This window comes from Streptomyces sp. NPDC029014, assembly GCF_055564695.1.
Map to the genome: position 1 here is coordinate 1 of NZ_JBVHVT010000019.1, position 23,421 is coordinate 23,421.

The following is a 23,421-nucleotide window of genomic DNA, read 5'->3' on the forward strand; positions in this document are numbered from 1 at the left end:
CCCCCCCCCCCCCCCCCCCCCCCCCCCCCCCCCCCCCCCCCCCCCCCCCCCCCCCCCCCCCCCCCCCCCCCCCCCCCCCCCCCCCCCCCCCACCCGGCGCACATGCGGTCGAATCAGGTGATCTTGATCGGGTTCACCACGTCGGCCACGAGGACGAGCAGCGTGAAGCAGACGAAGACGCCGGCCACCACGTACGCGGCGGGCATCAGCCTGGCCACGTCGAACGGGCCGGGGTCGGGCCGCCGGAACACCTTGGCCACGGTGCGCCGCACCGACTCCCACAGGGCGCCCGCGATGTGCCCGCCGTCGAGCGGCAGCAGCGGGAGCATGTTGAACAGGAACAGGGAGAGGTTGAAGTAGCCGACGAGCTGGAGGAAGAACACCAGCCGGTCCGTGGCGGGGATGTCGAGGGTGGCGATCTCGCCGCTGATCCGGGCCGCGCCCACGATGCCCATCGGGGAGTCGGGTTCGCGCTCGGCGCCGTCGAAGGCGGCGTTCCACAGCCCCGGGATCTTGGCGGGCAGCTTGAGCAGCCCCTCCAGGCTCCGGTCGACCTCCTCGCCCATGTGGCTGACGGACTGGCCGAAGGTCAGGGGCGTGGTCTCGTTCTTCGGGCTGAAGCCGAGCCAGCCGGCCGTGACGTACTCGCCCTTGACGTAGCCGCCGTGGCCGTCGGTCCTGGCGACCCGGTTCTCGATCAGCGTGACGGGCAGGGTCAGGCGCTGCCCGTCCCGCTCGACGGTGACGGTGGCGGGGCCGACGGTGTCGCGGATGCGCTTCTGCAGGACGGACCAGTCGGAGACGGCGCGGCCGTTGAAGGCGACGATCCGGTCGTCCGCCCGCAGGCCGGCGGCCTTGGCGGGGGCGACGGGGTCGCCGTCCTTGCAGACCTCGCGCTTCTCGCTCTGCTGGATGACGCACGGCGAGACGCTGGCGATCTTCGTGGTGGTCTGGTTGACGCCGAAGGTCGTCCAGACGCCGAAGAAGACCGCGAGTGCCAGCACCAGGTTCATGAACGGGCCGGCGAACATCACGATGACGCGCTTCCACGGCTTGCGCGTGTAGAACAGCCGCGTCTCGTCGCCCGCCTGGAGCTCCTCGTACGCCGCCGAGCGGGCGTCCTCGATCATCGAGCGGAACGGGGACGTCGACCGGGCGGTGATCTTGCCGTCGTCGCCGGGCGGGAACATCCCGATCATGCGGATGTAGCCGCCCATCGGGATGGCCTTGATCCCGTACTCCGTCTCGCCCTTGTGCCGGGACCAGATGGTCGGGCCGAAGCCGACCATGTACTGGGGCACGCGGATGCCGAAGAGTTTGGCCGTGGAGAGGTGGCCCAGCTCGTGCCAGGCGATCGAGACGAGCAGCCCGAATACGAAGATGAGTATGCCGAGCACCGTCATGAGTGCTGTCATGCGCGCGCCTCCACGGCGGCTCGTGCCGCCATCTCCCGTGCCCGGGCCCTGGCCCAGGTCTCCGCTTCGAGGACGTCCTCCACGGTCAGGGAAGTTCCCGTGTCCGGCGTCCCGTGCTCATCGACCACGGCAGAGACCGTATCCATGATTGCTGTGAACGGCAGCCGACCGGCCAGGAACGCGTCCACGCACTCCTCGTTCGCCGCATTGAACACGGCGGGGGCGGTGGAGCCGAGCGTGCCCACGTGCCGGGCCAGGTCCACGGCCGGGAAGGCCTCGGTGTCGAGCGGGAAGAACTCCCACGTCGACGCCTTCGTCCAGTCGAAGGCGGGGGCGGCGTCCGGGACCCGCTGCGGCCAGCCGATGCCGATGGCGATCGGGCCGCGCATGTCCGGCGGGGTGGCCTGGGCGAGGGTGGAGCCGTCGGAGAACTCCACCATCGAGTGGACGTACGACTGGGGGTGGACGACGACCTCGATGCGGTCGAACGGGATGTCGTAGAGCAGGTGCGCCTCGATGACCTCCAGCCCCTTGTTGACCAGGGTCGCCGAGTTGACCGTGATGACCGGGCCCATGGCCCAGGTGGGGTGCGCGAGCGCGTCCTCGACGGTGACGGACTCCAGCTCGGCGCGGGTCCGGCCGCGGAACGGGCCGCCCGAGGCGGTGACGACGAGCTTGCGGACGTCGGCCCGGGTGCCGGCGGCGAGGGCCTGGAAGAGGGCGGCGTGCTCGGAGTCGACCGGGATGATCTGCCCGGGCTGCGCGAGCTCCTTGACCAGCGGACCGCCGACGATCAGCGACTCCTTGTTGGCCAGGGCGAGGGTCCGACCCGCCCGGAGCGCGGCGAGGGTCGGGGCGAGGCCGATGGAGCCGGTGATGCCGTTGAGGACGGTGTGGCACGCGGAGCCGGCCAGGTCGGTCGCGGCGTCCGGCCCGGCCAGGATCTCGGGCAGCGGCTCGGAGGCTCCGTAGGCGGCGCTCAGCGCCTCTTTCAGGGCCGGTACGGCGTCCTCGCGGGCCACGGCCACGGTGTCGACCCGCAGCTGCCGGGCCTGCTCGGCCAGCAGCCCCGGGCGCCCGCCGGCGGCGGAGAGCGCCGTCACCCGGAACCGGTCCGGGTTGCGCAGGGCCAGGTCGATGGCCTGGGTGCCGATCGACCCGGTGGAGCCGAGGACGACGACGTCCCGGCGGCCGGCCGCGGCGTCGAAGAGGAGGTGCGGATCGGCGAGGGGGGCTGGACTGTCGCTCATTCCCCCATTGTGGCGGCAACTCAGGAGCGCTCGGACACGGAGTCCCCACGGGCGTCCCCGCCCGGGTCCCCGCGCAGTACGTCGGCGAGCAGTTCGGGCAGGGTGCCGACGCAGTCGGGCAGGGCGAGGGCGGCGGCCCACCAGGCGCCGGCGTCGGTGCCGAGGGCGGCGTCGCACAACCGGTCGGCCTCGGCGCGGGCGGCGAGGACGGCCCCGGGCCGGTCGTGCCGGTCGGGGTGGTCGGTGTCGCCGAGCCAGTGGTCCTCGTCCAGGGCCCAGGCGGCGGGTGCCTTGTGGCGGACGACGTCGGTGCCGGTCAGCACGCCGCGGTCCAGGCAGGCGCGGACCCAGCGGACGTCCTCGCGCAGGTCGCCCATGGCGTTGGGCACCCCGAGGCTGGCGAGGGCCAGCTCGCGGTCGACGCCGTCGGCGGCCGGCCGTGCGGAGCCGGGGGCGAGGGCGTCGACGGCCTGCGCGAGGCCGGGTATCCCGCCCCCGGGGTACGGGCGGGGTGCGGCCCCGGCGGTCACCGCGGCGGCCAGCTCGGGCAGGGTGCCGCGGAATCCGGGGGCGTGGCGGCGGAGTTCGGCCCACAGCCGCGGGTCGTCCCCGAGCGCCGGGCGCAGCACCCGGGTCAGGGCGGAGCGCATTCCGGCCCGCTCGGCGAGGTTCCAGCCCAGGCTTCCGGCGGCGTGCTGCTGTCCGAGGAGCAGGGTGCGGTGGGCGGGTGCCACGGCGGCCGCGAGTTCGTCGAAGGTGAGGGTGCCGGCGCGGACGGCACGGACCGCGGGCCGGTGCCAGCCGGGTCCGTACGCGTCCTGCGCGCGGGTGTCGAGGAGGGCGAGGCAGGCCTGCCGGTCGAGCCCGCCGACCAGCAGCAGCGCCTCTGCGGATCCGGGCGGCAGTGGGGAGCGGGCGTGCTCGCGCAGCAGCAGGGCGGGGTCGAGCTCGTGTTCCAGGGCGAGGACGTCGAGCGGGATCCGCGGTCGGCGGCGGCCGTGCCGGCGCAGCAGGTCGATCACCTCGGCGCCGGTCAGCGGGGGCTGCGGCGCCCGTCCGAGCTCGGCGCCGAGGGTGGCGAGCAGGGCGGGCGGGGGGCCGGGGCGGGCGGCGTACCGGGCGGGGCCGGGCAGCCCGGGCAGCGGCCGGCCGAGCACGTGCGGGTTGCGGGCGACGGTGGCGCGGTCCTCGGCGCTGCCGTCCCGCAGCAGCAGGGTGACGACGGGTGCCGGGAGGTACTCGTCCCGGCACAGGTAGCGGCGGGTGGGGGCGTCGAGCCGCCCGAGGACCTCGGCGGCGACGGCGTCCGGTGCGTGGCGCAGCAGCAGCGCCACGCACCAGGCGAGCCGCCGGCTCTCCCTGTCCGCGTTCACATGCATCCGATTCCCCGTCGCCGGCCGTGTACGCCTCGACCGGCGCCCGGCGATGATCGCAGGTCAGCGGAAGGGACGGTGCACGTTTTCCCGGGTAGACGGGCCGGGGGTGGCGTCGGCGATCCACGCGCCGTCGCCGGAGGGGTCGAGGACGCCCTCTTCCAGCCAGGTGTAGCTGCCGGCGAGGACCCCGGCGACGACCTTGCGGTCCAGGTCGTCGGTGTTGCTCCAGAGCCGCCCGAAGAGCTCCTCGACGCGGATGCGGGACTGCCGGCAGAAGGCGTCGGCCAGCTGGTAGGCCTCGCGGCCGTGGTCGCCGGTGGCGCGCAGGTGCTCGGCGCGGACGCAGGCCGCGCTCATCGCGAAGAGCTCGGCGCCGATGTCGACGATCCGGCCGAGGAAGCCCTGTTTGGTCTCCATCCGGCCCTGCCAGCGGGACATGGCGTAGAACGTCGACCGGGCGAGCTTGCGGGCGCTGCGCTCCACGTGGCGCAGGTGGGCGGAGAGGTCGGGGTGGCCGGCGGGGTGGAACTCCCGGTAGCTGCCGGGGACCTGGCCGGGGCCGGTGGCGAGTTTGGGCAGCCAGCGGGCGTAGAACCCGGCGGCGCGGGCTCCGGCCCTGGCCTTGTCGCCGAGGTCCTTGTCGGGGTCGATGAGGTCGCCGGCGACCGACAGGTGGGCGTCGACGGCCTCGCGGGCGATCAGCAGGTGCATGATCTCCGTGGAGCCCTCGAAGATCCGGTTGATGCGCAGGTCGCGCAGCATCTGTTCGGCGGGGACGGCGCGCTCGCCGCGGGCGGCGAGGGACTCGGCCGTCTCGAAGCCGCGTCCGCCGCGGATCTGGACGAGCTCGTCGGCCATGAGCCAGGCCATCTCGGAGCCGTAGAGCTTGGCGAGGGCCGCCTCGATGCGGATGTCGTTGCGGTCCTCGTCGGCCATCTGGGAGGCGAGGTCGACGACGGATTCCAGCGCGAAGGTGGTGGCGGCGATGAAGGAGATCTTGGCGCCGACGGCTTCGTGGCGGGCGACCGGGCGGCCCCACTGCTCGCGGACTCCGGACCACTCGCGGGCGATCTTCAGGCACCACTTGCCGGCGCCGACGCACATGGCGGGCAGGGACAGCCGGCCGGTGTTGAGGGTGGTCAGCGCGATCTTCAGGCCGGCTCCCTCGGCGCCGATGCGCTGTGAGGCGGGGACGCGGACCCGGTGGAAGCGGGTGACGCCGTTCTCCAGGCCGCGCAGGCCCATGAAGGCGTTGCGGTGCTCGACGGTGATGCCGGGCGAGTCCGCCTCGACGACGAAGGCGGTGATCCCGCCGCGGTGGTTCTCCGAGGCGGGCACCCGGGCCATCACGACGAGGAGGTCCGCGACGACGCCGTTGGTGGTCCACAGCTTCACGCCGTCGAGGACGTACGCGTCGTCGCCGTCCGGGACGGCGGTGGTGGCCAGCCGGGCCGGGTCGGAGCCGACGTCCGGTTCGGTGAGCAGGAAGGCGCTGATGGCGGTGGTGGCGCAGCGCGGGAGGAAAGTTTCCTTCTGCTCCTGGGTGCCGAACATCTTCAGCGGCTGCGGGACGCCGATCGACTGGTGGGCGGAGAGCAGCGCGCCGATGGCGGGGCTGACCGAGCCGACGAGGGCCAGCGCCTTGTTGTAGTACACCTGGGTCAGGCCGAGGCCCCCGTACTTGGGGTCGATCTTCATGCCGAGGGCGCCGAGCTCCTTGAGCCCGCGCACGGTCTCGTCGGGGATCCGCGCCTCCCGCTCGATGCGGGGGCCGTCGACGGCGGTCTCGCAGAACTCCCTGAGCCGGGCGAGGAAGGCCTCGCCGCGCCGGACGTCCTCGTCGGAGGGCTGCGGGTGCGGGTGGATCAGGTCGAGGCGGAACCTGCCGAGGAAGAGTTCCTTGGCGAAGCTCGGTTTGTGCCAGTCCTGTTCCCTGGCCGCCTCCGCGACCTGCCGTGCGTCGCGCTCGGTCACCTTGGGCTGTGCGGGTTGTGTTGCGGACATGAGGGGGCTCACCTCGCCGCCGATTGGGGACGCTTCTGACTACCAGCGAGTGCTACCTGGGAGTCGTACCCCTTTCATCCGCCCGGGAAAAGCTTGGGTGGGCCGGGCGGGGGAACGCCGGGTGGGGGGCGGGGGCAAAAGGGGACGGCCGGAGCCCCCGCACAGTGGGCTCCGGCCGTCAGCCAGGTGGACGTACGAAATCAGATGTTCAGGCCGGTCAGGACCAGGACTCGCTCGTACGTGTAGTCGTCCATCGCGTAGCGGACGCCCTCGCGGCCGACACCCGACTGCTTGACGCCGCCGTAGGGCATCTGGTCGGCGCGGTAGGACGGCGCGTCACCGATGATCACGCCGCCGACCTCGAGCTCGCGGTGGGCGCGGAACGCGGTCTGGACGTCGTGGGTGAACACGCCGGTCTGCAGGCCGAACTTGGAGTCGTTGACCTTGGCGAAGGCCTCGTCCGTGTTCTCGACCCGGTGCAGGGTGAGGACCGGCCCGAAGACCTCCTCGCAGGCGAGGGTGACGCCGTCGGGCAGGTCGGCGAGGACGGTCGGCTCGTACGAGGCGCCCTCGCGCTTGCCGCCGGTGAGCAGCTTGGCGCCGGCGGAGACGGCCTCGTCGACCCAGGACTCGACGCGCTTGGCGGCGTCCTCGGAGACCAGCGGGCCGACGTCGGTGGCGTCGTCCGCGGGGTCGCCGGTGACCTGCGCCTGGACCTTCGCGACGACCTTCTCGACGAGGCGGTCGTAGACGGAGGCGTCGGCGATCACGCGCTGCACGGAGATGCAGGACTGGCCGGCCTGGTAGTTGGAGAAGGTCGCGATGCGGGTGGCGGCCCAGTCCAGGTCGGTCTCGGAGGACCAGTCGTCGAGGACGACGGCGGCGGCGTTGCCGCCGAGCTCCAGGGTGCAGTGCTTGTGCGGCACCGACTGCTGGATGGCGTAGCCGACCTTGTCGGAGCCGGTGAAGGAGATGACGGGCAGGCGGTCGTCCTGGACCAGGGCCGGCATCTTGTCGTTGGCGACCGGCAGGACCGACCAGGAGCCGGCCGGGAGGTCGGTCTCGGCGAGCAGTTCACCGAGGATGAGGCCGGAGAGCGGGGTGGCCGGGGCCGGCTTCAGGATGATCGGCGCGCCGACGGCGATGGCGGGGGCCACCTTGTGGGCGCACAGGTTCAGCGGGAAGTTGAACGGCGCGATGCCGAGGACCGGGCCCTTGACGAAGCGGCGGGTCAGGGCCAGGCGGCCGACGCCGCCGGCGTCGGTGTCCAGGCGCTGGGCCTCTCCGCCGTTGAAGCGGCGGGCTTCCTCGGCGGCGAAGCGGAACACGGACACGGCGCGGCCGACCTCGCCGCGGGCCCACTTGATGGGCTTGCCGTTCTCGGCGGAGATCACCTGGGCGATCTCCTCGGTGCGCTCGACGAGTCGCTTGGACACGTGGTCCAGGGCGGCGGCGCGGACGTGGGCGGGGGTCGCGGAGAACTCCGCCGTCACGGCGTGGGCCGCGGCCACGGCCTCTTCGACCTGGGCGTCGGTCGGCACGCTGACGGTGCCGACGAGACGGCCGTCCCACGGGTTGTGGACGTCGAAGCTGTCCTCGCCGGTGGCCGGGCGACCGGCGAGCCAGAAGGCGTGGGTGGAGGTCATGCGGGTCCCGGCCCTTCGGAAGTGCGGTACGGCGCGGCGCGCCGCCTGTCCCTCTCACGGTAGGGCGGCGCGCCCGCTCTGTGGCTTGTCCGTGGTGGAGAACCTCCGCGCCCGGCTTCGCCGGTTTGGCAGTGTTTTCCGCCGGAGCCCGCGCGTGGGGCCCCGTGCTGCGGCTACGACACCGGCGCGGACGCCTTGAGGGCGAGCCACAGTTCCATGCGGACGTCCGGGTCGTCCAGGGAGCGGCCCAGGATCTCCTCCACCCGCCGCATCCGGTAGCGCAGGGTGTGCCGGTGCACGCCGAGGTCGGCCGCCGCCGCGTCCCACTGGCCGTGCCGCGACAGCCAGGCCTTGAGGGAGGCCTCCAGGTCGCCGCGGCCCTTCTCGTCGTGCTCGCGCAGCGCCCGCAGCGTGCCGTCCGCGAAGGCCCGTACGGCCTCGTCGGCGAGCAGCGGGAGCACCGATCCGGCGGCCAGGTCCTCGTGCTCCACCATCGGGCGGCCGCGGCGCCGGGCCACGGCCAGCGCCTGGTCGGCCTGCTTGTGCGCCGCCGCCACGCCCGACGGGTCGGCGGGGCCGGACATCCCGATCACCAGTTCGTCCGGTTCCGGCCCGGTGGCCTCGCGGCCGCGCCGCGATTCGAGGGCCTCGGCGTGGTCCGCGCAGGCCTGGACCGCCGCTCCGCCGTCGGCGGCCAGCACCAGCAGCCGGCCCGCCTCGGGCACCACGAGCAGCGCCTCCCCGGCGCGGGCGGCGGCCGACTCCATGGTGTCGGTCAGCTGGGCGAAGCCCTGGGGCTGTGCGGTCCCCGGCAGCGCCGGCTCGGCCACGACCAACCGGAACGGTGCGTCCAGCAGGCTGCCGTAGAGGTCGCCGGCCACGGTCCGCGCGTGCTCGGCCTCCCCGGCCAGCAGCATCCGCAGCACCGCCGCCCCCAGCCGGGACTCGGCGTCGTGCAGCGACCGCGAGCGCTCGGTGGTCAGGGTGAGCAGGGCCACCGCGGAGTGGACGGCGTACCGCTCGGCGGTGCCGAGGGGCGCCCCGGTGCCCACGGCGAGGGCCCCGCGGGCCCGCCGGCCGGTGCCCAGCGACTGGAGCTCGACGCGGTCCTCGGCGCCGCCGACCACGGCGCTGGCCGGGGCCGGGCGCTCGCGCAGCCGCTCCACGTCCGGGGTGAGCCGGGCGGCCCGGCGTGCGGCCCACTCCGGGGCGGCGGCGACGACGGCGCCGGAGGTGTCGTAGAGGGCGGCCCAGCCGTGCACGTGCGCGGCCAGCCGGGCCAGCAGCTCGGCGGGCCCGTCGGCGGCGAGGGCGGCCCGGGTCAGCTCGCGCTGCGCCTCGAAGCCGGCGGTGACGGCCCGGTACTGGTCGGCGGCGAGGGCCGCGGAGACGGCCTTGCTGATGGCGAGGAACGGGGTTCGGCGGGGCACCTCCAGCAGCGGGAGGTCCTCCGCGCGGGCGGCGTCGACGAGCGCCTGCGGGATCTCCTCGTAGTTCACGCCGACGGCGAAGCCGATGCCGACGACGCCGGCCGCGGCGAGCCGGCGGACGTAGCGGCGCATCTCCTGCGGATCGTCGGCGTCCAGCTTCATCGCGGTGATGAGGAGGAGTTCCCCGCCTTCCATGTAGGGGACGGGGTCGGCGAGCTCGCTGACGTGGGCCCAGCGCACCGGGGTGTCCAGGCGGCCCTCCCCGGCCCGGACGCTGAGCTTGAGCGCCGAGTGCTGGACGAGTGAGGCGAGGGTGAGCGGCATCGGGTACCAGGGGCCTTAGACGGGGAGCGGGGGGAGCGGGGGAACGATCCGGTGATACCGGTGATTTTCGCCGTGCCGTACGAACGACTCTCCTCGATTCTGCCACCCCGTACGGGTTCGCTCAGCCGGTCCCGGCGAGCCGGACCAGCAGCGGGGCCGCCCGCTCCCCCTGCACCGAGGTCAGCGACAGCACCGCGTGCCCCGGCGGGACGGCGTGCGCGAGGTCGGAGGCCGACCAGCGTTCGCGCTCCACCTGCCGTACGGTCACCGCGTCCGTGGTGACGGCCTTGCCGGTGACGAGCTTGCGGAAGGCGTGCACGGCCCGGGTGAGGGGCTGGTCGGCGAAGACGGTCCGGTGGGTGACGTCGCGGGTCTCCACCCACTCGGTGCCCCACGCCTCCGCGAAGCGCTTGCCGTCCCAGGTGGTGACGCCGGAGAAGGCCATCCGGCAGCCGACCGCGCCGAGCAGCGGGGTGCGCAGCGCCTCGGGCACGTCGTCCAGGGTGCGCAGGGCGAGCAGGACGCCCGCGTGGGCCGAGCGCAGCCGCTGCAGGCCGCGGACGGTCTGCGGGGTGAGGGTGTGCGAGGCGTCGTCGAAGGCGAGGAAGGCGAACAGGGACCGGTCCGTGCGGGCGGCGGCGGAGGCGTTGAACTGTGCGAGGAGCAGCCGGGCCAGGATCCGGGAGGCGTCGGCGTGCCCGCGCTCGGGCAGGTCGATGCGGACCCGCAGCGGGTGTTCCAGGGTGCGCAGGGAGAAGGGTCGCCCCTGGCCGGTGGTGTCGAAGAAGCCGGCGAACGCGGGCCGGTCCAGCAGGGCCACCCGGTCGGCGAGGGCCGGTCCGGGGTCGCCGTGGGTGCCGTGCTGCCGGTCGCGGGCGGCGAGCTCGCGGAGCATGACGTGCTGCCCGGCGGCGTCGAGGTCGGCGCGCAGCCCGTCGAGGGCGCCGGGCACCCGGTCGAGGAGCTCGCGCAGTTCCGGCACGGCGGGGAAGCGGCCGTACGCGGTCCGGAACGGGCCGAGGAGCTGGGCCAGGGCGGTCGCGGCGCGCCGCACCTCGAGGCCGGGAACGTCGCCGACGAAGGCCTCGGCGAGCAGGGTCGCGGCCTCGTCGGGGTCGGTGGTGCCGCCGTAGAGGTCGAGGTCGTAGACGGAGTCGGGATCGCCGACGCGGACCACGACGTCGAAGCCGTCGTCGGGGCCGAGGCGGGTGCCGGCCGAGGCGACGGCGATGACGGCGGCCTGTCCGGCGAGGGCCTGGAGGGCGAGGGATTCGACGACGGGCCGGACGAGGCGGTCGGTCTTGCCCGCGCCGGAGGGGCCGACGGCGAGCAGCGAGGTGCCGAGCACGGAGGGGTCGAGGGCGAGGCGGGTGCCGCGGCGGCCGTACGGGTTGCGCTCGCCGGGGTCGACGGTGCCGAGCAGCACCTGCCGGGCCAGCAGGTCGTGCCGGGCGGCCCGGGCGGGCAGGTCGCGGGCGCCGGAGGGGTGGAGGCAGGCGGCGGCGCCCTTGTCCCGCACGGCTCCGGCGAAGGCCACGGCCCGCGAGGGATCGGCGCGCACGGAGTCCCAGGCGCGCCGGATGCGGGTGAAGTCCACGTCGTTCATCCGGCCCGAGGCGACCTCGTCGGCGAGCCGGTCGGCGAGGTCCGGGAGCCCGGCCTGCCGCAGCTGGGGCCAGCCGGCCGGGTCCTCCGGGCCGCCCGGCTCGGGCCGCTCGGGGGCGGTGTGCACGGTGGTGACGGCCTGGACGGGGCGGCTGCCGAGGACGCGGCGGGCCAGCTCGGGCCAGCGGCCGAGGCGGCCGAAGCCGACGGCGAGGGTGAGGCCGACGAGGCCGTACCAGATGTAGGCGGCGACGACGGACGGCATCGTCCCGGCCCAGGAGTCGGGCGTGAACATGTAGAGCGGCCAGAGCCAGAAGCCGCCCAGGTAGCCGTTCCACAGCAGGGACCACAACAGCAGCCCGGCGAGCAGGGCGATCAGGGCCCCGCTGACGAGCTGGCGGGTCGGGGTGCGCTCCGGCTCCTCGGCGGGGCGGGGCCGGTGCCCGTACGACCACGTGCCCGGCCCGTCGGGGACGCGGGGGGTGCGGAGCCAGTCGGCGAGGGAGGGCCCGGCGCCGGGGGCGCGGCCCGGCTTGGGCGGCAACCCGGGCGCGGACTGCGCGGGCACCGCCGCGGGCTGCGCCGCGGAGGGTGCCGCGAGTGGTGCGGCGGGCGGTGCAGAGGCCGCGGCGGGCGGTGCAGAGGTCGCGGCGGGCGGTGCGGTCGGCGGAGCCGCGGGGGCGGGCGGCACGGCGGGGACCGGCGGCGGGCCGGCGGGCCGCGGGACCTGTCCGCCGTGCGGCGGCCGCCTCTCGCCGGTGCCGTGCGGCGTGCCCTCGGTGTCCATGAAACCCTGCCCCCCTGCCCGTGCCTGCGCTGCGTCGCTCAATGTAGTTGGCCGGCGGCGGATCCGGGCCGGTACCGGCCGGTGTCGCCGCGCGACCGCGGGGCGTGCGCCGCGCCCTTCCTATGGCCGCCGCGGACAAGGACACGCGCAGACCACTCCCGAACGGAGCATGCCTTACCCCCTCCCCCGGGCCTAGCCTGCGGACAAAGACACAAGTGCGTCCGAAAACACCCCCAGGAGCCCTCCATGACTGCTGTCCCGCAGGAGCGCAAGCTCGTCACCGCGATCCCCGGTCCCAAGTCGCAGGAGCTGCAGGCCCGCCGCCTGGAGACGGTCGCCGGCGGCGTGGGCTCCGTACTGCCCGTCTTCACCGCGCGCCTGGACGGCGGCATCCTGGAGGACGTCGACGGCAACCGTCTGATCGACTTCGGCTCCGGCATCGCCGTGACCTCGGTCGGCGGCTCCGCCGAGGCCGTCGTGCGCCGCGCCACCGCGCAGCTCGCCGACTTCACCCACACCTGCTTCATGGTCACCCCGTACGAGGGCTACGTGGAGGTCTGCGAGGCGCTCGCCGAGCTGACCCCGGGCGACCACGCCAAGAAGTCGGCCCTGTTCAACTCCGGCGCCGAGGCCGTCGAGAACGCCGTCAAGATCGCCCGTGCGTACACCAAGCGCCAGGCCGTCGTCGTCTTCGACCACGGCTACCACGGCCGCACCAACCTCACCATGGCGCTGACGGCGAAGAACATGCCGTACAAGAACGGCTTCGGCCCGTTCGCCCCCGAGGTCTACCGCGTCCCGGTCGCCTACGGCTACCGCTGGCCCACCGGTGCCGAGAACTGCGGCCCCGAGGCCGCCGCCCAGGCGATCGACCAGATCACCAAGCAGATCGGCGCCGAGAACGTCGCCGCGATCATCATCGAGCCGGTGCTCGGCGAGGGCGGCTTCATCGAGCCGGCCAAGGGCTTCCTGCCGGCGATCGTGAAGTTCGCCAACGACAACGGCATCGTCTTCGTCGCGGACGAGATCCAGTCCGGCTTCTGCCGCACCGGCCAGTGGTTCGCGTGTGAGGACGAGGGCATCGTCCCGGACCTGATCACCACCGCCAAGGGCATCGCCGGCGGTCTGCCGCTGGCCGCCGTCACCGGCCGCGCCGAGATCATGGACGCCCCGCACGCGGGCGGCCTGGGCGGCACCTACGGCGGCAACCCTGTGGCCTGCGCCGGTGCGCTGGGCTCCATCGAGACCATGAAGGAACTCGACCTCAACGCCAAGGCGAAGAAGATCGAGTCCATCATGAAGTCGCGCCTGACCGCGATGCAGGAGAAGCACGAGATCATCGGCGACATCCGCGGCCGCGGCGCCATGATCGCCATCGAGCTGGTCAAGGACCCGGAGTCCAAGACCCCGAACCCGGAGGCCGCCGCCGCGCTGGCCAAGGCCTGCCACGCCGAGGGCGTGATCGTCCTCACCTGCGGCACCTACGGCAACGTGCTCCGCTTCCTGCCGCCGATCGTCATCGGCGAGGACCTCCTGAACGAGGGCCTGGACATCATCGAGGCCGCGTTCGCGGGCATCTGATCGGGCATCTGAGCGGACTTCCGAACACGCGTCCCAGCGGGTACCGCCGGTAACGGTCGGGCGCTGTGAAGAAGATGTGGGGGGCCGATGGCAGGACCGCGTTCCTGCTGTCGGTCCCCTTTCCGCTGCCGTACGGTTTCTGCAGATGAGTGAGACACCCCGCTCCCGGGAAACCGGGGGCGATCCCGGTATCGGGCATCCCCAGCGCCGTACTGGGCCTGCGTTCGCGCGCACTCCTCACCGATCGGACGGCCGTACGCCCCAAACCCCCCGGGGCGCACGGCAACCCGATCCGGCCGGCCGTCCCGGAACCATCCCCCCTGTTCCGGGACGGCCGGCCACCCTCCTCCTTCTCCTCCTGTGCCTGCCGGCCCTCGCCCTCGCGACCTGGCAGGTGCTGGTCTCGGGCCCGCTGCTCGCACCGGACGAGGCCCTCAGCCGGGCCGTGGTCCGGGGCCTGCCCGACTCCGTCACCGAGCGCCTCTCCGACCTCGGCAACGTCCAGGTCGCCGTACCGGTCCTGGCGCTGGCGATGGCGTACGCGGTCCGGCGCGGCAACCGCACCGGCGCGCTGGCGGCCGGCCTGGCCATGGCCCTGGTCCCGGCCCTGGTGGTCCCGCTGAAACTGTGGACCGCCCGCCCGGGCCCGCTGGAGCCGTGGGCCGCCGGCTACTTCCCCTCGGGCCACACCGCCACCGCGGCCGTCGCCTACCTCGGGGCGGCGCTGCTGCTGCGCCCGTACGTCCACGGCCCGTGGCCCGCGGCCGCGGCCCTCGTACTGACGGGCGCGACGGCCGTCGGCCTGGTCCTGCGCGGCTGGCACTGGCCCCTGGACGTGCTGGCCAGCCTGCTCCTGTGCGCCCCGCTCCTGCTCGGCGTCGCCCGTGCGGTCCGCCGCGGAGCGCGGGGCGGCGGGCCCGGCCGGCCGGCAGGGCCCTGAGCCGGGAGTCCGCCGGGCACCGGGGGTCCGCCGGGCATCGGGGGTCCGCCGGGCACGGGGGCGTCACGGACTGCGGTCCGGCTCCCGGGCCGCCGACTCCCCCGCCGCCCGCCGCCCCGCCGCCGCCAGCTCGGCCGCGGCCTCGTGCATCGCGAGTTCCAGCACCGCCGGGTCGGTGAGCGTGCCCCGGCCGTCCGGGACCACCAGCCAGCGGACGCCCGGCGCTGCCCGGCCGGGATGCGGGACGACGATCCAGGTCCCGCGCCCCGCGCCCCGTACGCCGGTGCCGATCCAGCCGGAGGCCGTGCCCGGCGGCACGAAGAAGCCCAACCGGGTACCGCCCGGGCCGGCCAGCACCGGGCCGGGCCGGCCGCGCAGCCGGCGCAGCACGGCGAGGGTCGGCCGCCCCAGCCGCCCGGGCAGGATCAGCACGTCCCACCGCCGGCCCGCCGGCAGCAGGGCGGTCCCCCGGGGGCTGCGCTCCCAGTCCCACCGGAAGGCGTCCGGATCCGGGGCCGCCGCCGCGAGCCAGTCCACCACGGTCTTGATCTCCGAGCCCTGCATCGCCCGGCCTCCGTTCCCTGTAGGTGAGGGGTCCTCACCGGGAGAGAGCGGGGCCGGGGGCGACGATGACGCGGGTTCGGTTCGTCCGAGGAGGTGAACCGGCTCACGCACCGAAGACGCGGATGCGCCGGTGCGCGCCCCCCGGGGCCGTCAGCTGTCGAAGCCGAGGCCGAACTTGTCCAGCGTCCTCAGCCACAGGTTGCGGCGGCCGCCGCGGGCGTCGGCCCGGGCCAGGGACCACTTGGTCAGGGTGATGCCGGTCCAGGCGAACGGCTCGGGCGGGAACGGCATCGGCTTGGACCTGACCATCTCCAGTGCGGTCCGCTCGGTGCGCAGGCCGTCCAACAGGTCGAGCATCACGTCCGCGCCGAAGCGGGTGGCGCCGACGCCGAGCCCGGTGTAGCCGGCGGCGTACGCGACCCGGCCGGAGTGGGCGGTGCCGAAGAAGGCGGAGAAGCGGGAGCAGGTGTCGATGGCCCCGCCCCAGGCGTGGCTGAAGTTCACGCCCTCCAGTTGCGGGAACGCGGTGAAGAAGTGCTGCGCCAGCTTCAGGTACGTCTCGGGGCGGTGGTCGTACTCGGAGTCGAGCCGGCCCTTGTAGGGGTAGACGGCGTCGTAGCCGCCCCACAGGATCCGGTTCTCCGGGGTGATGCGGAAGTAGTGGAACTGGTTGGCGCTGTCGCCCATGCCCTGGCGGCGCTGCCAGCCGATGGCCTTCAGCTGGTCGGCGGTCAGCGGCTCGGTCATCAGCGCGTAGTCGTAGACCGGGACGGTGAACGGGCGGATCCGCTTGACCAGGGAGGGGAAGATGTTGGTGCCGAGGGCCACCCGCCGGGCGAAGATCCGCCCGTACGGGGTGCGTACGGCCATCCCCGGGCCCGAGGAGGCCAGCGACAGGCCGCGGGTGTTCTCGTAGATGCGCACGCCGAGGCCGAGGCAGGCCCGCTTCAGGCCCCAGGCGAGCTTGGCGGGGTTGAGCATGGCCACGCCGTCGGTGTCCCACAGGCCGGCGAGGAAGGTCGGCGAGTCGACCTCGGCGCGCACCTCGTCGCGGTCCAGCCAGCGCGAGCCGGCCGCCAGGCCGAGCTTCTGCGCCTCCTCGTGGAGTGCGCGCAGCTCCTCGACCTGGTGGGGCTCGGTGGCCACGTCGATCTCGCCGGTGCGCTCGAAGTCGCAGTCGATGCCGTAGCGGGCGACCGCCGCCTCGATCTCGTCGAGGTTGCGGGCGCCCAGCTCCTCCAGCCGGGCGAGTTCGCCGGGCCACCGGGCCAGGCCGTTGGCCAGGCCGTGCGTGAGGGAGGCGGCGCAGAAGCCGCCGTTGCGGCCGGAGGCGGCCCAGCCCGCCTCCTTGGACTCGATCAGGACGACGTCCCGGGCGGGGTCGCGCTCCTTGGCGATCAGCGCGGTCCACAGGCCGCTGTACCCGCCGCCGATGACCAGCAGGTCGCAGGCCTCGTCGGAGGTCAGCGCCGGCTGTGCGGCGGGCTTGCCGGGGTCGTCCAGCCAGTACGAGACCGGCAGTGCTTCGGAAAGGGATTTCGCAACGCTTCGCATGGCGACTGGGGCCATGTCTTCCAACTCCCTACAGAGTTACTTGGGCTGTGCCTTCTTGCGGCGGTTGCCGACCGTCTGGGCGGCGAGGACCACCAGCACCGCGATGACGAACATCGCCGTGCCGATGACGTTGATCTGCACGGGCGTACCGCGTTGGGCCGATCCCCACACGAACATGGGGAAGGTGACGGTGTTGCCCGAGTTGAAATTGGTGATGATGAAGTCGTCGAAGGAGAGCGCGAAGGCCAGCAGTGCGCCGGCCGCGATGCCGGGCGCCGCGATCGGCAGGGTGACCCGTACGAAGGTCTGCACCGGGCCCGCGTAGAGGTCGCGGGCGGCCTCCTCCAGCCGCGGGTCCATCGACAGCACGCGCGCCTTGACGGCGGCGACGACGAAGCTGAGGCAGAACATGATGTGGGCGATGAGGATCGTCCAGAAGCCCAGCTGGATGCCCATGTTGAGGAACAGCGCGAGCAGCGAGGCGGCCATCACGATCTCGGGCATGGCCATCGGCATGAAGATCAGCGAGTTGACCGCGCCGCGCGCCCGGAACCGGTACCTGACCAGGGCGAACGCGATGGCGGTGCCCAGCAGGGTGGCGGCGAGGGTGGACCACAGGGCGATCTGGAGCGACAGGGACAGGGAGCCGCAGAGGTCGGCGACCCCGCACGGGTCCTTCCAGGCGTCGAGGGAGAACTCCTGCCAGGCGTAGTTGAACCGCCCGGCGGGGTTGTTGAAGGAGAACAGCGTCACGACGAGGTTCGGCAGCACCATGTAGGCGAGCGTGCCGAGACCGGCGATGACGACGAAGTTGCGGCGGAGCCACTGCATCAGACCAGGTCCTCCGTCCCCGCCCGGCGGATGTAGATGGTGACCATGACCAGCACGATGGCCATGAGGATGAACGAGAGCGCGGCCGCCGTCGGGTAGTCGAGGATGCGCAGGTACTGCGACTGGATGACGTTGCCGATCATGCGGGTGTCCGTGGAGCCGAGGAGCTCGGCGTTGACGTAGTCGCCGCTCGCCGGGATGAAGGTGAGCAGGGTCCCGGAGACCACGCCCGGCATGGACAGCGGGAAGGTGACCTTCCGGAAGGTGGTGGCGGGGCGGGCGTAGAGGTCCCCGGCCGCCTCGTGGAGGCGCGGGTCGATGCGCTCCAGGGAGGTGTACAGCGGAAGGATCATGAAGGGGAGGAAGTTGTACGTGAGGCCGCAGACCACCGCGAGCGGCGTGGCCAGCACCCGGTCGCCCTCGGTGAGGCCGAGCCAGCTGGTGACGTCCAGGAAGCCGATCGCGTTCAGGAAGGAGACGACCGGGCCGCCGTCGGACAGGATCGTCTTCCAGGCCAGGGTGCGGATCAGGAAGCTGGTGAAGAACGGCGCGATGACCAGCACCAGCAGCAGGTTGCGCCAGCGGCCCGCCCGGAAGGCGATCAGGTAGGCCAGCGGGTAGCCGAGCAGCAGGCACAGCACGGTCGCGGTGCCGGCGTACAGCAGGGAGCGCAGGAACTGCGGGAGGTACTCGGTGAAGGCGTCCCAGTAGGTCCCGAAGTGCCAGGTGACCTGGAAGCCCTCTTCGAGGGAGCCGGTCTGCACCGAGGTGGAGGCCTGGTAGATCATCGGCAGCACGAAGAAGACGAGCAGCCAGAGGATGCCGGGCAGCAGCAGCCAGTACGGGACCAGCCGCTTGCGCAGGGAGGGCTTGTGGACCGGGGGCTCGGCGGGGGCGGGAGCCTCGGGTGGGGCCGCGGTGGCGGTCATGCGCCCTCCTCGACCGTCTCGATGCCCGCGTCGATGTCCTGAGCGGCGTCCAGGCCGAAGGTGTGCTCGGGGTTCCAGTGGAGGACCACCTCGGTGCCCGGGGTCAGGCGGGGGTCGCGCTCGATGTTCTGTACGTAGACCTCCAGCTCGGGGCAGACCGGGCTGTCGATCACGAACTGGGTGGAGACGCCGATGAAGGAGGAGTCGGCGATCCGGCCGACGACCTTGTTGCGGCCGGCCGCGACGGTGTGCTCCTCGTCCGCGGGGACCAGGGAGATCTTCTCCGGGCGCACGCCCACCAGCAGCTTCCCGCCGGCCTTGGGGGTGGTCGAGCAGCGGGCGGCGGGCAGCTTGAGCTTGGTCCCGGCGGAGCTGACGACGACGTCGGAGCCGCCGGTCTCGACGACCTCGGCCTCGATGAGGTTGGAGGTGCCGAGGAAGTTCGCGACGAAGGTGGTGCGCGGGTTCTCGTAGAGCTCGGCGGGCGCGCCGAGCTGCTCCACCCGGCCGCCGTTCATCACGGCGACGGTGTCGGCCATGGTCATGGCTTCCTCCTGGTCGTGCGTGACGTGCACGAAGGTGATGCCGACCTCGGTCTGGATCCGCTTGAGCTCCAGCTGCATCTGGCGGCGCAGCTTGAGGTCGAGGGCGCCGAGGGGCTCGTCGAGCAGGAGCACCTGGGGGTGGTTGATCAAGGCGCGGGCGACGGCGACGCGCTGCTGCTGGCCGCCGGAGAGCTGGTGGGGCTTGCGCTGGGCGAACTGGCCGAGCTCGACCAGCTCCAGCATCTCCTCGACCTGCTTCTTGACGGACTTGATGCCGCGGCGGCGCAGGCCGAAGGCCACGTTCTCGTAGATGCTCAGGTGCGGGAAGAGCGCGTAGCTCTGGAAGACCGTGTTCACGGGGCGCTTGTACGGGGGCAGCTGGGTGACGTCGCGCTCGCCCAGGTGGACCGTGCCGGTGGAGGGCTCCTCCAGGCCGGCGATCATGCGCAGGGTCGTGGTCTTTCCGCAGCCGGAGGCGCCGAGCAGGGCGAAGAAGGAGCCCTGGGGGATGGTGAGGTCCAGCGGGTGCACGGCGGTGAACGTGCCGTAGTGCTTGCTGATCCCGGCGAGGCGGACGTCGCCGCCCGCGGTCTTGTCAGTCATGGGTCGCGGCCTTCGGTGGTGGTGTTCTTCGGAAGAGTGCGGGGGGCGGTGCCGGTGCGGGCGCTCGTCAGGCTCCGATGAGCTTGGCGAACTTTTCCTCGTACTCGGTCTCTTCCTCGCTGGTGAGCATGCGGAAGGCATGGGCCCTGGCGGTCATCTCCTCGTCCGGAATGATCAAGGGGTTGTCCGCGAGCGCAGGATCGATTTTCGCAAGGTCTTGCTTGACGCCCGCGACGGGGCACACGTAGCTGATGAAGGCCGCGAGCTGGGCGGCGATCGGGGGCTCGTAGTAGAAGTCGATGAGCTTCTCCGCGTTGGCCTTGTGGCGGGCGTGGGCCGGGACGAGGAGGTTGTCGCTGGAGGTGATGTAGCCGACGGTGGGGACCGCGTACTGGATGTCCGGGTTGCCGGCCTGCAACTGGATGATGTCGCCGGCCCAGGCCAGGCAGGCCGCGAGGTCGCCCTTGTCGAGGTCGGCGGTGTAGTCGTTGCCGGTGAAGCGGCGGATCTGCTTGGAGTCCACGCCCTTCTGGAGCCGGGCGATGGCCGCGTCGTAGTCCGGGGTGGTGAAGGTCGCCGGGTCCTTGCCCTGGTCGAGGAGGGTCATCCCGACGGTGTCGCGCATCTCGGTGAGGAAGCCGACCCGGCCCTTGAGGGTGGGGTCGTCCAGCATCTGCGTGACGGAGTCGACCTTCTTCCCGCCGGTCGCCTTGGTGTTGTAGGCGATCACGGTGTTGATGCCGGTCCACGGGTAGCTGTGGGCGCGGCCGGGGTCCCAGTCGGGGCTGCGGTACTGCGGGATCAGGTTGGCGAAGGCGTGCGGCAGGTGGGAGGGGTCCAGCTTCTGCGCCCAGCCCAGGCGGATGATGCGGGCCGCGAGCCAGTCGGTGACGACGATCAGGTCGCGGCCGGTGTCCTGGCCGGCCGCCAGCTGCGGGCGGATCTTGCCGAAGAACTCGACGTTGTCGTTGATGTCCTCGGTGTAGTTGACCCGGATGCCGGTCCGCTTGGTGAACTCCACCAGCGTCGGGTGGGTCTTCTCGTCGTCGCTGACGTCCATGTACTCGGTCCAGTTGGAGAAGTTGATCACCTTCTCCGTGTCCGAGTGGTCGTCGGAGGCCGCCGTCGCCCCGTCGCGCCTGGCCGGCGGGATGCCGCAGGCGCTCAGGGAGGCCAGGCCGCCGAGGGCGAGCGCGCCGGCGCCTGAGGCGCGCAGCAGCGAGCGGCGGGTGAGGGCGCCGCGGCCGCCGGTGAGGCTCCGCCGCATCGCGGCGACCTGCGCCGCGGAGAGGCGTTCGGGCTCGAACTGCTCCATGGGCTGTGCCCTTTCGGGATGGGTGGGCCGCTGGTCGGACGGCCGGCTGCTGCTATCGGTCCCCGAAGATCGTGCGGTGCCAGTCCTTCGCGGCGACCGCCGTGTTGTCGTACATCACGTGCTTGACCTGCGTGTACTCCTCGAAGGAGTACGAGCTCATGTCCTTTCCGAAGCCGCTCGCCCCGTATCCCCCATGGGGCATCTCACTGATGATCGGAATGTGGTCGTTGATCCACACGCAGCCCGCCCTGAGCTCGCGGGTGGCGCGGTTGGCCCGGTAGACGTCGCGGCTCCAGGCGGATGCGGCGAGTCCGTACGGGGTGTCGTTGGCCAGCGCGATGCCCTCGTCGTCGGTGTCGAAGGGCAGCACGACGAGGACCGGCCCGAAGACCTCCGACTGGACGATCTCGCTGTCCTGCGGGGCGCCGGTGATCAGGGTGGGCCGGTAGTACGCGCCGTCGGCGAGGGCGCCGCCGGGGACGCCGCCGCCGGTGGCGACGGTGGCGTAGCCGCGGGCGCGCTCGACGAAGCCGGCGACGCGGTCGCGCTGGGCGTGGGAGACGAGCGGCCCGAGGTCGGTCGCCGCGTCGAGGGGGTCGCCGAGGCGGACGCCCTCCATCAGCTCGGCGACGCGGGCGGTGAAGGCCTCGTACAGGGGGCGCTGGACGTAGGCGCGGGTGGCGGCCGTGCAGTCCTGACCGGTGTTGATCAGGGAGGCGGCGACGGCGCCGTGGGCGGCGGCCTCCGGGTCGGCGTCGTCGAAGACGAGGAAGGGGGCCTTGCCGCCGAGCTCCAGGTGGAGCCGCTTGACGGTGGCGGTGGCGATCTCGGCGACGCGCTTGCCGACGGCGGTGGAGCCGGTGAAGGAGGTCATGACGACGTCCGGGTGGCCGACCAGGTGCTCGCCGGCGTCCCGGCCGGCGCCGGTGACGATGTTGATCACGCCGTCGGGGACGCCCGCCTCCGTGGCGGCCTGCGCGAACATCAGGGAGGTCAGCGGCGTCAGCTCGGCGGGCTTCAGGACGATGGTGTTGCCCGCGGCGACGGCCGGGAGGATCTTCCAGGCGGCCATCTGGAGCGGGTAGTTCCAGGGGGCGATGGAGCCGACGACCCCGATGGCCTCCCGGCGTACGTACGAGGTGTGGTCCCCGGAGTACTCGGCGGCCGCCTGCCCCTGGAGGTGGCGGGCGGCGCCCGCGAAGAAGGCGGTGTTGTCGATCGTCCCCGGTACGTCGAACTCGGTGGACAGCTTGATCGGCTTGCCGCACTGGAGCGACTCGGCGTACGCGAGGTCCTCCGCCTGCGCGGCCAGGACGGCCGCCAGCCGGTGCAGGGCGTCCGAGCGCTCCGCGGGGGTGGCCGCGGACCAGGCGGGGAAGGCGCGCCGGGCGGCGGCCACGGCCGCGTCCACGTCGGCGGCGGAGGCCAGCTCGTAGGTGAGCACCTCCTCACCGGTGGCGGGGTTCACCACGGTGTGCGACCGTCCGGAGGTACCGGTCCGCAGGCGGCCGTCGATGTACTGCGCGCCGTCCGCGAAGCGGTCCTTGACCTGGAAGCTACCCATCACGCTCTCACGCCCTCGTGGCTTCAGCTCGGATTGAGTGCCGATCCTGGCAGAGGTGTTACCCGCAGCCAAGTGATTCCGTTGTTGCTCTTTGATTACGCGACGGAATCGGTCGACCATGTGTCGAGGCAGCCCGCAATTCCCGTACGAAGTGTCCGTGGCGACTGCCAGACTCCCGTGCATGGAGATGATCGACACGTTGATCGAGCAGGTCAGCCGCGGTGACCGGGTGAAGTTCCTGCCCTTCTGGGGACACCGGCCGCGGCCCGACGGGACGCTCGGCCCGAGCTGTCTGAGCCAATGGTGGCCCTCTCCGTTCACCGTGGACGGCGTGCGCTACGAGACCGCCGAGCACTGGATGATGGCCGGGAAGGCGCGCCTCTTCGGGGACGCCTACGGGGAGCGCGCCGCCCTCGCGGCGGGGACCCCGGCCGAGGCGAAGAAGGCCGGGCGGCTGGTGCGCGGCTTCGACGACGAGGTGTGGGAGCGGGAGCGGTTCGCCCTGGTGGTGGAGGGCAGCGTGCACAAGTTCCGCTCCACGCCGCAGCTGCGCTCGTACCTGCTGACCACCGGGGACCGGGTCCTGGTCGAGGCGAGCCCGATGGACCGCGTCTGGGGCATCGGCCTGGCCGCCGACGACGCGCGGGCGCTCGACCCGGCGCGCTGGCGCGGGCTGAACCTGCTCGGCTTCGCGCTGATGGAGGCCCGGGAGCGGCTGCGCGCGGAGGCCCAGGAGGCGTAGGCGGCATCGGCACCGCCGGCGGCGTGGTCGGCGGTGCGGGACCCGGAAAATGCGTGGCGGGCCCGGCAGGCCGCGGCCTACGGTGTGATCGTCCAGGTGCGCAGGCGGGACCTACTTCCACTCTTAACGGGCAGGTCGCGGGTTCGAGTCCCGCCACCGGCTTCGGGCCGGTGTAGCTCAGTCGGCAGAGCAGCATGTGGTTTCGCCGCCTCGAACTCTGGACACACCTCACGCACCTCCCGGTGCGCAGGCTGCGGCTCCTTCTTTTGCAGAGAAACCCAGGCCGCCGCCACCTTGATCTCGGGAGGCCGCGTGCGGGACGCCCGGTGCGCAGGCGACGGCTCCTTCGGGACCATGAGGTCGCGGGTTCGAATCCCGCCCGGCCGCGGCCGGTGGAGCAGCCCGGTAGCTCGCAT

The 23,421-nt window shown here is 73.0% G+C and carries 17 protein-coding genes and 1 tRNA gene; 4 read left to right on the forward strand and 14 right to left on the reverse strand.

The annotated features are described in order from the left end of the window. Positions 1-113: 113 nt before the first annotated feature. The 7 genes from ACZ4VL_RS12775 to ACZ4VL_RS12805 form a co-directional block, all read right to left on the reverse strand. Positions 114-1,415 carry a M50 family metallopeptidase gene (locus ACZ4VL_RS12775; RefSeq protein WP_468199048.1) on the reverse strand — a complete coding sequence of 434 codons (1,302 nt, stop codon included), beginning with the start codon at positions 1,413-1,415 and terminating at the stop codon, positions 114-116. After that, entirely contained in the window at positions 1,412-2,665 is a 1,254-nt protein-coding gene (dxr, locus tag ACZ4VL_RS12780) for a 1-deoxy-D-xylulose-5-phosphate reductoisomerase (RefSeq protein WP_468199050.1), read from the reverse strand. The genes ACZ4VL_RS12775 and dxr overlap by 4 nt, the downstream gene beginning before the upstream one ends. Positions 2,666-2,685: 20 nt before the next feature. Beyond that, the gene (locus tag ACZ4VL_RS12785) at positions 2,686-4,038 is read right to left on the reverse strand and encodes a hypothetical protein (protein ID WP_468199053.1); all 1,353 of its coding nucleotides are present in this window, start codon (positions 4,036-4,038) and stop codon (positions 2,686-2,688) included. Positions 4,039-4,101: 63 nt separating this feature from the next. Continuing rightward, positions 4,102-6,045 carry an acyl-CoA dehydrogenase family protein gene (locus tag ACZ4VL_RS12790; RefSeq protein WP_404242023.1) on the reverse strand — a complete coding sequence of 648 codons (1,944 nt, stop codon included), beginning with the start codon at positions 6,043-6,045 and terminating at the stop codon, positions 4,102-4,104. Between the two features lie 200 nt (positions 6,046-6,245). Further along, entirely contained in the window at positions 6,246-7,691 is a 1,446-nt protein-coding gene (locus ACZ4VL_RS12795) for an aldehyde dehydrogenase family protein (RefSeq protein ID WP_361095380.1), read from the reverse strand. Between the two features lie 173 nt (positions 7,692-7,864). Further along, positions 7,865-9,445 carry a PucR family transcriptional regulator gene (locus ACZ4VL_RS12800; RefSeq protein ID WP_468199056.1) on the reverse strand — a complete coding sequence of 527 codons (1,581 nt, stop codon included), beginning with the start codon at positions 9,443-9,445 and terminating at the stop codon, positions 7,865-7,867. A gap of 121 nt (positions 9,446-9,566) precedes the next feature. Beyond that, positions 9,567-11,837, reverse strand: a complete 2,271-nt coding sequence (locus ACZ4VL_RS12805; protein WP_468199059.1) for an ATP-binding protein — start codon at positions 11,835-11,837, stop codon at positions 9,567-9,569. Between the two features lie 246 nt (positions 11,838-12,083). Between ACZ4VL_RS12805 and gabT the strand changes: the two genes are divergently transcribed. Together gabT and ACZ4VL_RS12815 are read left to right on the forward strand one after the other, a co-directional pair. After that, positions 12,084-13,418, forward strand: a complete 1,335-nt coding sequence (gabT, locus tag ACZ4VL_RS12810; protein WP_361095371.1) for a 4-aminobutyrate--2-oxoglutarate transaminase — start codon at positions 12,084-12,086, stop codon at positions 13,416-13,418. Positions 13,419-13,812: 394 nt separating this feature from the next. Beyond that, the gene (locus ACZ4VL_RS12815; protein WP_468199062.1) at positions 13,813-14,358 is read left to right on the forward strand and encodes a phosphatase PAP2 family protein; all 546 of its coding nucleotides are present in this window, start codon (positions 13,813-13,815) and stop codon (positions 14,356-14,358) included. A gap of 63 nt (positions 14,359-14,421) precedes the next feature. Here the strand turns inward: ACZ4VL_RS12815 and ACZ4VL_RS12820 are convergent, their stop codons facing one another. The 7 genes from ACZ4VL_RS12820 to ACZ4VL_RS12850 all read right to left on the reverse strand — a co-directional run bounded on the left by ACZ4VL_RS12820 (position 14,422) and on the right by ACZ4VL_RS12850 (position 22,263). Further along, on the reverse strand, positions 14,422-14,922 hold the full coding sequence (locus ACZ4VL_RS12820) for a hypothetical protein (protein WP_468199064.1): 501 nt from the start codon (positions 14,920-14,922) through the stop codon (positions 14,422-14,424). A 150-nt stretch (positions 14,923-15,072) separates the two neighbouring features. Beyond that, positions 15,073-16,491, reverse strand: a complete 1,419-nt coding sequence (locus ACZ4VL_RS12825) for an NAD(P)/FAD-dependent oxidoreductase (RefSeq protein WP_468199066.1) — start codon at positions 16,489-16,491, stop codon at positions 15,073-15,075. A gap of 21 nt (positions 16,492-16,512) precedes the next feature. Beyond that, positions 16,513-17,307, reverse strand: coding sequence for an ABC transporter permease (locus tag ACZ4VL_RS12830; protein WP_468199068.1), 795 nt, complete (start codon positions 17,305-17,307; stop codon positions 16,513-16,515). Further along, positions 17,307-18,236 (reverse strand): ABC transporter permease, encoded by a 930-nt coding sequence (locus tag ACZ4VL_RS12835; RefSeq protein WP_468199070.1) that lies wholly within the window; start codon positions 18,234-18,236, stop codon positions 17,307-17,309. The genes ACZ4VL_RS12830 and ACZ4VL_RS12835 overlap by 1 nt, the downstream gene beginning before the upstream one ends. Next, complete coding sequence (locus ACZ4VL_RS12840) at positions 18,233-19,384, reverse strand: ABC transporter ATP-binding protein (protein WP_468199073.1); 1,152 nt, start codon at positions 19,382-19,384, stop codon at positions 18,233-18,235. Before ACZ4VL_RS12840 ends, ACZ4VL_RS12835 begins: the two co-directional genes overlap by 4 nt. 67 nt (positions 19,385-19,451) lie before the next feature. After that, positions 19,452-20,699, reverse strand: a complete 1,248-nt coding sequence (locus ACZ4VL_RS12845) for a polyamine ABC transporter substrate-binding protein (RefSeq protein ID WP_468199075.1) — start codon at positions 20,697-20,699, stop codon at positions 19,452-19,454. Between the two features lie 52 nt (positions 20,700-20,751). Beyond that, positions 20,752-22,263 carry a gamma-aminobutyraldehyde dehydrogenase gene (locus ACZ4VL_RS12850; RefSeq protein ID WP_468199077.1) on the reverse strand — a complete coding sequence of 504 codons (1,512 nt, stop codon included), beginning with the start codon at positions 22,261-22,263 and terminating at the stop codon, positions 20,752-20,754. Between the two features lie 181 nt (positions 22,264-22,444). On the opposite strand from ACZ4VL_RS12850, the gene ACZ4VL_RS12855 reads away from it, so the two are divergent. Beyond that, a complete protein-coding gene (locus ACZ4VL_RS12855; protein WP_468199080.1) occupies positions 22,445-23,005 on the forward strand; it encodes an NADAR family protein in 561 nt (186 codons plus the stop codon). An 81-nt stretch (positions 23,006-23,086) separates the two neighbouring features. Continuing rightward, positions 23,087-23,164 (forward strand) — tRNA-Lys (locus tag ACZ4VL_RS12860). Positions 23,165-23,421 lie beyond the last annotated feature (257 nt).

What these genes read in the sequence shown, in the direction of transcription:
- ACZ4VL_RS12775 (WP_468199048.1), bottom strand. Translation starts at nt 1,415, where the DNA reads ATGACAGCACTCATGACGGTGCTCGGCATACTCATCTTCGTATTCGGG.
- dxr (WP_468199050.1), bottom strand. Translation starts at nt 2,665, where the DNA reads ATGAGCGACAGTCCAGCCCCCCTCGCCGATCCGCACCTCCTCTTCGAC.
- ACZ4VL_RS12790 (WP_404242023.1), bottom strand. Translation starts at nt 6,045, where the DNA reads ATGTCCGCAACACAACCCGCACAGCCCAAGGTGACCGAGCGCGACGCA.
- ACZ4VL_RS12795 (WP_361095380.1), bottom strand. Translation starts at nt 7,691, where the DNA reads ATGACCTCCACCCACGCCTTCTGGCTCGCCGGTCGCCCGGCCACCGGC.
- ACZ4VL_RS12800 (WP_468199056.1), bottom strand. Translation starts at nt 9,445, where the DNA reads ATGCCGCTCACCCTCGCCTCACTCGTCCAGCACTCGGCGCTCAAGCTC.
- ACZ4VL_RS12805 (WP_468199059.1), bottom strand. Translation starts at nt 11,837, where the DNA reads ATGGACACCGAGGGCACGCCGCACGGCACCGGCGAGAGGCGGCCGCCG.
- gabT (WP_361095371.1), top strand. Translation starts at nt 12,084, where the DNA reads ATGACTGCTGTCCCGCAGGAGCGCAAGCTCGTCACCGCGATCCCCGGT.
- ACZ4VL_RS12820 (WP_468199064.1), bottom strand. Translation starts at nt 14,922, where the DNA reads ATGCAGGGCTCGGAGATCAAGACCGTGGTGGACTGGCTCGCGGCGGCG.
- ACZ4VL_RS12825 (WP_468199066.1), bottom strand. Translation starts at nt 16,491, where the DNA reads ATGGCCCCAGTCGCCATGCGAAGCGTTGCGAAATCCCTTTCCGAAGCA.
- ACZ4VL_RS12830 (WP_468199068.1), bottom strand. Translation starts at nt 17,307, where the DNA reads ATGCAGTGGCTCCGCCGCAACTTCGTCGTCATCGCCGGTCTCGGCACG.
- ACZ4VL_RS12835 (WP_468199070.1), bottom strand. Translation starts at nt 18,236, where the DNA reads ATGACCGCCACCGCGGCCCCACCCGAGGCTCCCGCCCCCGCCGAGCCC.
- ACZ4VL_RS12840 (WP_468199073.1), bottom strand. Translation starts at nt 19,384, where the DNA reads ATGACTGACAAGACCGCGGGCGGCGACGTCCGCCTCGCCGGGATCAGC.
- ACZ4VL_RS12845 (WP_468199075.1), bottom strand. Translation starts at nt 20,699, where the DNA reads ATGGAGCAGTTCGAGCCCGAACGCCTCTCCGCGGCGCAGGTCGCCGCG.
- ACZ4VL_RS12850 (WP_468199077.1), bottom strand. Translation starts at nt 22,263, where the DNA reads ATGGGTAGCTTCCAGGTCAAGGACCGCTTCGCGGACGGCGCGCAGTAC.
- ACZ4VL_RS12855 (WP_468199080.1), top strand. Translation starts at nt 22,445, where the DNA reads ATGGAGATGATCGACACGTTGATCGAGCAGGTCAGCCGCGGTGACCGG.